We start from the raw sequence: 8,703 nt of genomic DNA, 5'->3' as shown, positions 1-8,703 counted from the left end.
AAGCGGCCGTCGGCAGATCGCTCGACTGATAGGACGAACGCAACTCAACGAGTCTATCAGTGCGGGCAATTTAGGTTCCAGGACTGATGGCGGCGCCGAAAATTAGTCCAGAGCAAATTTCATCTAGCGTGCGAAACACGCTTCTGACCTTTTGCGATCGACAGGGGTAATAAATTGTCGTGCCTTGGCGCCGGCTTTCGATAAGACGAAGCTTCCGCAATTTGGCCAAGCGGTGGGACAAGGCCGCTTCGCTTAGATCGACATGCGCGTTGATAGCGCTAACGCACAATTCCCCGTCAATAATCAGGCTCAGGATTTTTAGACGGTTTGCATTTGCCAATGCACCTAGGAGATCGATCAAATCGATGTGCTCTGATTTTCGTTCTGTCATTTCGCCCCCCGCGAAAGCACGGCGCAAAACACCGGCCGCTTCGCCTCCCCCGAGGTAGAGCCGACTAGATAGTCAAATCAAGGCCAGTTGAAGCCCAGCGAACGGGGCAAATCGTGACATTTGCCTACTGTTGTGTGGGTTCAGGCGCATACTGAAGCGACAAAGCCCGCTCCGGAGGGGTCTGGGTGCACGGGCCGGAATTCCGATTCCGTGATCATTGACAAACATGCGCTGCAACAATATTCCGACGGCGAAGTTCCGGCCTTGCACGGTCGCCACCGCGACGAAGTGAGCCGCTGTATTTCGGGTCTTCCGCTTGCAGTGCTGCCATGCCTAATCGAGTAAATTCACTATCAGATTATAGAGTTACCACATGATACCAATCTACATTGGGTATGATCCGCGCGAATCCCAGGTTCTAGACGTAGCGCGCTGGAGCGCCTACCGGCGGACAAGCACGCCGTTGCAGATAGAGCCACTCGTGCTCAAAGACCTTGAAGCCCAAGGAATCATGAAGAGACCGATGGAGGTACGTGATGGTAAGCTCTGGTGCCCGATTTCCGAGGCACCGATGGCGACCGAGTTTGCCATATCGCGCTTTGCCGTTCCGTTTATGAGGCAAGGCGGCTGGGCCATGTTCTGCGATTGTGACGTCCTGTTTCTGAAGGATCCAGTCAAGCTGCTCGACCTAGTCGATCCTTCCTACGCGATTATGGCGGTTAAGCACCAGCAACGCGAATCCGAAGCGGTCAAGATGGACGGACAAACGCAGACGTTCTATCGCCGCAAAAACTGGTCGTCGGTCGTTTTGTGGAATCTAGATCATCCCGCCAACAAACGGCTGACCAACGAGATGCTTAATACGTGGCCCGGACGTGACCTCCACGCCTTCAAATGGCTTGAGGACCATGAGATCGGGGAATTGCCTCTGGCATGGAACTACCTCGTAGGGGCTTCGGCTTCCGAACTCGACCCCGCCGATGTCTCGCTGGCGCACTACACGCTCGGCGGTCCTTGGTTTGCGGGCTGGTCGGGCGCCACGCAATGGGACGAATTGTGGAGCCGAGAAGAGAGCATTCTGCGCGCGTTTGAGGAACATGCGGTTCAGATTCCCGGATGAAAACTCCGCTTTCGGATCTCTTGCCAACCTTCTCAAAGCCAATTCTTCGCTTGCCCGGGGTCACGGGTCCCGCCTTGGTGATGGGGGCGGCGCCGAATTTTCGCCTCCCGCAGGGACATGATGCCGATTGGGCACTTGTGACCGTCAATGCTTCCCAGCTTTTGGCGGAAACCTTCGGCCTCCCCGTTCCTGATATCGCCCTGATCCGCCGCGGTATTTTAGTCGACGACAGCGAGCAGGATTTTTACAAGCGTGATTTGTTAAAAGGACGGCAGGCAAAGCATCTGATCATCCCGGTTTGGCCGGACGTTGAGGACAAGCTGAAAGCCGGTTGTCGCACCTTCAATTATCGTTATGACACCTTGCAGGCGCTTACCAAATGGCAGCTTGCCTACATCGTCTGGCGGCTTAGCGGCAAATATCATGTGTCTCGCGGCTGGCACCGGGAAATCTCCACCGGAGCCTTCGCGATCATGCTGGCGCGTTTCGCCGGTTTCGCTCCTGTTGTAGTCAGCGGGTTTTCCCTGTCCCAAGCCGGGCATGGATACGATACCCGAAATGCCTTTCGATATCATGCCAACGAAGATGCGGATTTGCTTCGACGGGTGGTAAGAAGAGGCGAACCAATCTACGCAGAGGATAGAGACTTCGCTGCAGAAAGTGGATTGCCCTTGTGGCAGGGACAGATGTCATGACGACAAAACGAATGTCTCGATAATTTCCAGCACCTCACGTCGGCATTCGCTGGAAGATCAAGATCAGTCATGTTGAAGACAAACTGCAACGATAGCCGGTACGCCGACTATATTTGGAGAATGACGGTTGAATCTCGTCTTAAGCCGTCCGGCGTCGCCAGCATCAGTCCATGAGCTTGGTGGTCAAGGCCGGCTTGCCTATCGCACGGACATCGATGGACTGCGTGCTCTGGCGATAATTCCAGTTGTGCTGTATCACGCCGGCATTCCGGGATTTGGCGGCGGCTTCGTCGGTGTCGACGTATTCTTCGTCATCTCGGGATTTCTCATGGCATCGCTGATCTCCGGGGAAATCGCTCGAGGCGATTTCAGTTTGGTGCGTTTCTACGAGCGTCGCATTCGACGGATTTTTCCAGCCCTGTTTGCCGTCTTCGCGGCGTCGTCCGTGGCGGCGTGGTTCCTTCTGATGCCTGCCGAGTTCGCGTATTTCGCGCGCAGCCTGAAGGCGGCGGCCCTGTTCACATCGAACATCCGGTTCGAGAAAGAAAGCGGCTATTTCGACATCGGCGCGCAGATGAAGCCGCTGCTGCACACCTGGTCACTTGCCGTCGAGGAGCAGTTCTATATCCTGTTTCCGCTGCTGTTGGTGACGATCAGCCGCTACGCACGACGGCACATGGTGCCGATCTTGATCGGCCTGTTGATCGCATCGTTTGCGGCGAGCACATGGATGCTTTTCCGATCACAGGTCGCGGCATTCTATCTGCTCCAGTTCCGCGCCTGGGAACTCTTCCTTGGAGCGTTGCTGGCCTTCGATGCGATACCGGCACCGACGAAGCCGGTGGTGCGGGCAAGTCTGGCTTCCAGCGGCATCCTGCTGATCGCGGTAGCCATATTCGGATTTAGCGATGACACGCTCTTTCCTGGGCCCGCGGCGTTCCTGCCTTGCCTAGGCGCAGCACTGGTTATCCATGCACGGGACGATCTCGGGCCGGCGAGCAGGATCCTCCGGGCCAGGACGATGGTCTTCGTGGGCCTGATCTCGTATTCCCTTTACCTGTGGCACTGGCCCATTCTTGTGTTCAGCCGCGAGATGGTCGGGCGGGAACTGTCCCTACTTCATGGCAGCCTGATCGTCCTGACGTCTCTCGCCATCGCTACCTTCTCATGGCGCTTCATCGAGCAGCCGTTTCGCGGACGTGGCAGTTTCGTGAAGCGCTGGCCACTATTTGCTGGGGCTGCGACGATCATGGTTGCTGCGGTTGGGGCGGGCGACTATGTCGCTCACAACGGCGGTGTGCCGGGTCGACTGCCGGAGGATGTGCAGAAAGTCTATGCGTCAACCTATGACAAAGGCCGGTTCAGCGTGCCTCCGTGCTTTGCCGACGCCGATACGACCGGACCGTCCGTCGCCGATATACGCGCTGGCAGGCTCTGCCCGCTCGGCGTCGCGAGTTCCAACAATCCAACATTTCTCGTCTGGGGAGATTCCCATTCCGGCGCGATGGCGCCGGCTATCGATGCCGCCGCCACTCAAACCGGCGTCACTGGCCTCTTTGCGGGACATTCTTCCTGTCCACCTCTGCCAGACGTTCAGTTAACGCCGCGTGGCAACACGAGGCGCTGCGGTGACTTCAATGGCGCGGTGCGGGATCTGGTTATATCTCGCCATATTCCGCTCGTCTTCCTGGTCGCCTACTGGCCCAAATATGTCCATGATGCCGAGCTGCCCAACCAGGGGCCGTATTTCGATCCGTCGGTGCTACCGCCCTTGGAGGATCGGTCCGCCTCCGTCGTCGAAACGCTTGATCGTTTGATGGCCGAGTTGGCAAAGCGGGGCACCAAGATCGTGCTGGTCATGGACGTCCCGGAGATGGGGCGCTACATGCCCGAGGCCGTTGCGAGAGCGATGGTGAGAGGCGCGCCGACGGATGTCGCGCCGCCATGGGACTATATCGAGAAGCGCCAGGCGCTTTCGCGTGCGATCCTGACGCGTCTTGCCTCAAAGTATGAGGCAGCGGTCGTCGACCCGCTTCCGTCGATCTGCAGCAATGGCCATTGCGATGCGGTTCGCAACGGCCTGCCTATCTACAGGGACGCAGACCATCTGACCGCGACTTTCGCAGGAAGTCTGGGCTCACTGTATGTCCCGTTGCTATCGCAGGCTCGACAGTCGCTCGCGACAAGCAGACCCTAAACGGTTTCCTGCTTCAAGCGTTTAGCGACTCCCATTCACTGATCATCGTCATCTTGGCGATTAGATAGCTAAGGTTGCGGAAATGTGGCTCGCTGAGCCATTTCAAGTCAAGTCCGCGACGAAGCTTCAACTGGTTAACCGGCCGATTCAAGCCGGCGGCCCGTGCTGCTGAATGGTAGCTTCGACAACTGGGCTGCCTCGGATCTGACCATTTCACACATTGCGAGCGCAACGAGCGCTTCTTTGAATTCGTCCGGAGCCCCTGCGATTTCGTATACTACCAAGTAATCGTCAGATTCCGTCGGAGCATGCGACGAGCCGTCCGCGATTGCTTGATGCAGGGACGCCACCAGGCTCAGCACTTGCCAGGTTCCAAATGCACAACACAGACGGACTGCCATTCGGCCAACTCTGATGCGTTTTAATCGACAAGCTTTCTAAGGACTGCTGCCATCTTGTAGAATTTGAAGATAGGGGTTGCGTCAAAGCAATCAATTGCTGAAAATAAAATCGACAAGAGTATCTTTCAGCGATCAAGCTTTCGGATACCGATCATACTGCAACGCAAAAAAGCCCGGCGAACCGGGCTTTTTTGTTGGGCTTCTGAACCGTATCGAACGGTCCGAAACGGGAATTTGGTGCCCAGAAGAGGACTCGAACCTCCACGCCTTGCGGCACACGGACCTGAACCGTGCGCGTCTACCAATTCCGCCATCTGGGCTGGTGCGGGCTCATGTAAGCGGGCAGGCGTTGGGTGTCAACGCGCTTTTTTGAAAGCCGCAATCCACTGCCGGCTCAGCTCTCCAGCACTTCCTTCGACGCCACCGTCGAATCGGCGTTGAGCTGGTAGACGATCGGCACACCGGTGCCGAGTTCCAGCTTGACGATCTCCTCGCCCGATTTGCCGTCCAGCGCCATGATCAGCGCGCGCAGCGAATTGCCATGCGCCGCCACCAGCACGGTTTCACCGCGCAGCACATGCGGCTGCAGATCGTGCAGGTAATAGGGCCAGACGCGCGCGCCGGTGTCCTTCAGGCTTTCGCCGCCGGGCGGCGGCACGTCGTAGGAGCGGCGCCAGACATGCACCTGCTCCTCGCCCCATTTCTTGCGCGCGTCATCCTTGTTGAGGCCGGAGAGATCACCATAGTCGCGTTCGTTCAGCGCCTGGTCGCGGATGGTCTCGAGCTCGCCCTGGCCGACCGCGTCGAGAATGTGCTGGCAGGTCTTCTGCGCCCGGATCAGCGCCGAGGTGAAGGCGATGTCGAATTTCAGGCCGCGTGCCTTCAGCTTGGCGCCCGCCTCCTTGGCCTCCTTGTGGCCCTGCTCGGTCAGGTCGACGTCGCGCCAGCCGGTGAACAGGTTCTTCAGGTTCCATTCGCTCTGGCCATGCCGCACGAGCACGAGAGTTCTCGACATTTCTGCTCCTTCAAATTTGAGCAATTCCAGGAAAAGTGTGTAGCGGTTTTCCGCCCGGAATTGCGTAAAGACAAATAGTTCCGGATTTCTCAGCCGAGCCCGAGCACGTCCCGCATCGAATAGAGTCCTGGCTTCTTGCCGTGCGCCCAAAGCGCTGCCTTGACCGCGCCGCGGGCGAAGATCGCCCGGTCCTCGGCATGATGGGCAAGCGTGATGCGCTCGCCGGTGCCGGCCAGTATCACGGAATGATCGCCGACCACCGAGCCGCCGCGCAGCGTGGCGAAGCCGATGGAGCCGGCTTTTCGCACGCCGGTGTGACCGTCGCGTGAGCGGACATCGTTGCCGGCAAGCGCAATGCCGCGCCCGGCGGCTGCCGCCTCGCCGAGCAGCAGCGCCGTCCCCGACGGCGCGTCGACCTTGTGCCGGTGGTGCATTTCCAGGATCTCGATGTCGAAATCGTCGGCGTCGAGCGCGCGCGCCGCCTGCTCGACCAGCACCGCCAGAAGATTGACGCCGAGGCTCATATTGCCCGATTTGACGATCGTCGCGTGGCGCGCGGCGGCCGCGATCCTGGCGTTGTCGTCGGCAGAGCAGCCGGTGGTGCCGATGACATGGACGATCCGCGCCTGCGCCGCATAGCCGGCGAATTCGACTGTCGCCGCCGGCGTCGTGAAATCCAGCACGCCGTCGGCCTTGGCGAAGGCCGGCAGCGGATCGTCGCCGATCGCCACGTTGATGACGCCGATGCCGGCAAGCTCGCCGGCATCCTTGCCGAGATAGGCCGAACCGGACCGCTCGATCGCGCCGGCGACGCGCGCGCCCGGGATCGTGTGGATGGCGCGGATCAGCGCCTGGCCCATGCGGCCGGCAGCCCCAACCACCACCAGGCCCATATCGCTTGTGTCATTAGGAGACATGCCGCTCATAAGATTCTCCCGACCGCTTTCTTGGCGCGTCGCGCCGGTGGTTGCGGCACTGGAGTTTGGATGGGCTTGGCGTCGTCGACAAGCCCCAGCCCCTTGTTGCCCTGCACCCGGTGGAAGCGGGCATAGACGCTGTGCGGGTCGGCCATCAGCGAGGCATGCGTGCCCTGTTCGACCAGCCGGCCCTCTTCCAGCACGATGATCTGGTCGGCATTGACCACTGTCGACAGCCGGTGCGCGATCACGATGGTGGTGCGCCCTTCCATCACCTGGGTCAGCGCCTGCTGGACGCGCGCTTCCGCCTCATTGTCGAGCGCCGAGGTCGCCTCGTCGAGCAGAAGGATCGGTGCATTGCGCACGATGGCGCGGGCGATCGACACGCGCTGGCGCTGGCCGCCCGACAGGGTCACGCCGTTTTCGCCGACCGGCGTGTCATAGCCCTCAGGCTGCTGGCGGATGAAATCGTCGGCCGCGGCCTGTTGCGCCGCGCGTTCGATCTCGGTGTCGCTGGCGCTCGGCCGGCCATAGCGGATATTGTCGCGGATCGTGCCTTCGAACAGATAGGGCGCCTGTGAGACATAGGCGATCGAGCCGCGCAGCGACTGCTTGGTCACCCCCGAAATGTCCTGGCCGTCGATCTTGATGCTGCCGTTGTCGACATCGTAGAAGCGCTGCAGCAGCGCCACCAGCGTCGACTTGCCGGCGCCCGAGGCGCCGACGATCGCCGTGACCTTGCCGGCGGCGGCGACGAAGCTCAGATCCCTGAGCACAGGCGTCTCCGCGACATAGCCGAACGACACATTGTCGAAGCGCACCTCGCCCTTGGCGAACTTCGCCGCGACCGCTCCCGGTGCGTCGCCCTGCTGCGGCTCGAGGTCGAGCAGCTCGTAGATCATGCGCGCATTGACCAGCGCCCGCTCCATGCCGACCTGCATGCGCGCCAGCCGCCGCGCCGGGTCGTAGGCGAGCAGCAGCGCGGTGATGAACGAGAAGACGGCGCCCGGCGGCTGTCCGAGCACGGTCGCCCGGTAGCCGGAATAGGCGATGACGCCGGCAACGGTGAAACCGGCCAGTATTTCGGAGATCGGCGTCAGCCGTTCCGAAACGCGGGCGATCTTGTTTGACCGTTGCTCCGCGTCGTCGGCAAGCTTGCCGATGCGGCGCGACAGCTCATCCTCCATGGTGAAGGCCTTGACGATGGCGATGCCTTGCGTGGCTTCCTGCATGGCGCCGATCAGCCGCGCGTTGATCTGCACCGATTCACGCGTGATGCGCCGCACCCGCCGCATCAGATAGGTGACGGTGTAGATCAGCGGCGGCCCGATCAGCAGCGAGCTCAGGGACAGGACCGGATCCTGGTAGATCATGACGCAGATCAGCCCGATCAGCGTCACGCCGTCACGCGCGATCGATGTCAGCGTCATCGACAAAAGGTCACGGATGCCATTGACGTTCTCGTTGACTTGCGCCGCCAGACGCCCCGAGCGCGTGTCGTTGAAGAAGCCGACGCCAAGCTTCGTCAGATGATCGAAGATGCGCTTCTGGTAGCGCGCCACGAGATTGTTGCCGATCTTGGCCAGCGTCACCGCCTGGCCGTAGCCGGCCAGGCCGCGCAGGATGAAGGCGCCCATGATCGCAGCGCAGATCCAGGCGATCAGATCGCCGCGCCGCTCGTAGAAGATCTGATTGACCACGGGGCTCATGATCAAGGCGGTGACCGCTGTCGTTCCCGACACGGTCAACAGGCAGACTATGGTGAACACGTACGACCACCGGTAGTCGTGCCCGTTCTCGGTGAGAATACGGCGCACCACCGCCACGACCTCGCCGGGCCGGGCCTTCGCCTGGTGTTTGGGCGCCTGGTGTTTGGGCGCTTGGTGTTTGGGCGATTGGTTCAAGTCGTTCCGTGCTGTCCGTTCGGCGTCGCAGGCACTTCTCTTAGCGCCCCGGCGGCTGCTTGC

7 protein-coding genes and 1 tRNA gene are annotated in these 8,703 nt (G+C 60.5%); 3 read left to right on the top strand and 5 right to left on the bottom strand.

Annotation, left to right across the window (positions count from 1 at the left end):
• Positions 1 to 70 precede the first annotated feature (70 nt).
• The gene (locus tag MESS2_RS05785; RefSeq protein ID WP_051069047.1) at positions 71 to 391 is read right to left on the bottom strand and encodes an ArsR/SmtB family transcription factor; all 321 of its coding nucleotides are present in this window, start codon (positions 389 to 391) and stop codon (positions 71 to 73) included.
• A gap of 373 nt (positions 392 to 764) precedes the next feature.
• Between MESS2_RS05785 and MESS2_RS05780 the strand changes: the two genes are divergently transcribed.
• From MESS2_RS05780 to MESS2_RS05770, 3 genes are all read left to right on the top strand, one after another.
• Positions 765 to 1,511, top strand: coding sequence for a hypothetical protein (locus tag MESS2_RS05780; protein WP_008873177.1), 747 nt, complete (start codon positions 765 to 767; stop codon positions 1,509 to 1,511).
• Positions 1,508 to 2,206, top strand: a complete 699-nt coding sequence (locus MESS2_RS05775) for a hypothetical protein (RefSeq protein WP_008873176.1) — start codon at positions 1,508 to 1,510, stop codon at positions 2,204 to 2,206. Before MESS2_RS05780 ends, MESS2_RS05775 begins: the two co-directional genes overlap by 4 nt.
• Before the next feature lie 127 nt (positions 2,207 to 2,333).
• On the top strand, positions 2,334 to 4,403 hold the full coding sequence (locus MESS2_RS05770) for an acyltransferase family protein (protein ID WP_008873175.1): 2,070 nt from the start codon (positions 2,334 to 2,336) through the stop codon (positions 4,401 to 4,403).
• A 636-nt stretch (positions 4,404 to 5,039) separates the two neighbouring features.
• Here MESS2_RS05770 and MESS2_RS05760 read toward each other — a convergent pair.
• The 4 genes from MESS2_RS05760 to MESS2_RS05745 all read right to left on the bottom strand — a co-directional run bounded on the left by MESS2_RS05760 (position 5,040) and on the right by MESS2_RS05745 (position 8,640).
• Positions 5,040 to 5,124: transfer RNA gene (locus tag MESS2_RS05760), tRNA-Leu, on the bottom strand.
• A gap of 74 nt (positions 5,125 to 5,198) precedes the next feature.
• Positions 5,199 to 5,819: a 2,3-bisphosphoglycerate-dependent phosphoglycerate mutase gene (locus MESS2_RS05755; protein WP_008873171.1), complete on the bottom strand. Its 621-nt coding sequence runs from the start codon at positions 5,817 to 5,819 to the stop codon at positions 5,199 to 5,201.
• Positions 5,820 to 5,908: 89 nt separating this feature from the next.
• Complete coding sequence (dapB, locus tag MESS2_RS05750) at positions 5,909 to 6,745, bottom strand: 4-hydroxy-tetrahydrodipicolinate reductase (protein WP_008873170.1); 837 nt, start codon at positions 6,743 to 6,745, stop codon at positions 5,909 to 5,911.
• A complete protein-coding gene (locus tag MESS2_RS05745; RefSeq protein WP_008873169.1) occupies positions 6,742 to 8,640 on the bottom strand; it encodes an ABC transporter ATP-binding protein in 1,899 nt (632 codons plus the stop codon). The genes dapB and MESS2_RS05745 overlap by 4 nt, the downstream gene beginning before the upstream one ends.
• Between the last annotated feature and the right edge of the window lie 63 nt (positions 8,641 to 8,703).

The sequence above is a fragment of the Mesorhizobium metallidurans STM 2683 genome, from assembly GCF_000350085.1.
Lineage (GTDB): Bacteria > Pseudomonadota > Alphaproteobacteria > Rhizobiales > Rhizobiaceae > Mesorhizobium > Mesorhizobium metallidurans.
Note: the sequence above shows the minus strand (reverse complement) of the source record. Positions and strands in the feature narration are given on the sequence as shown.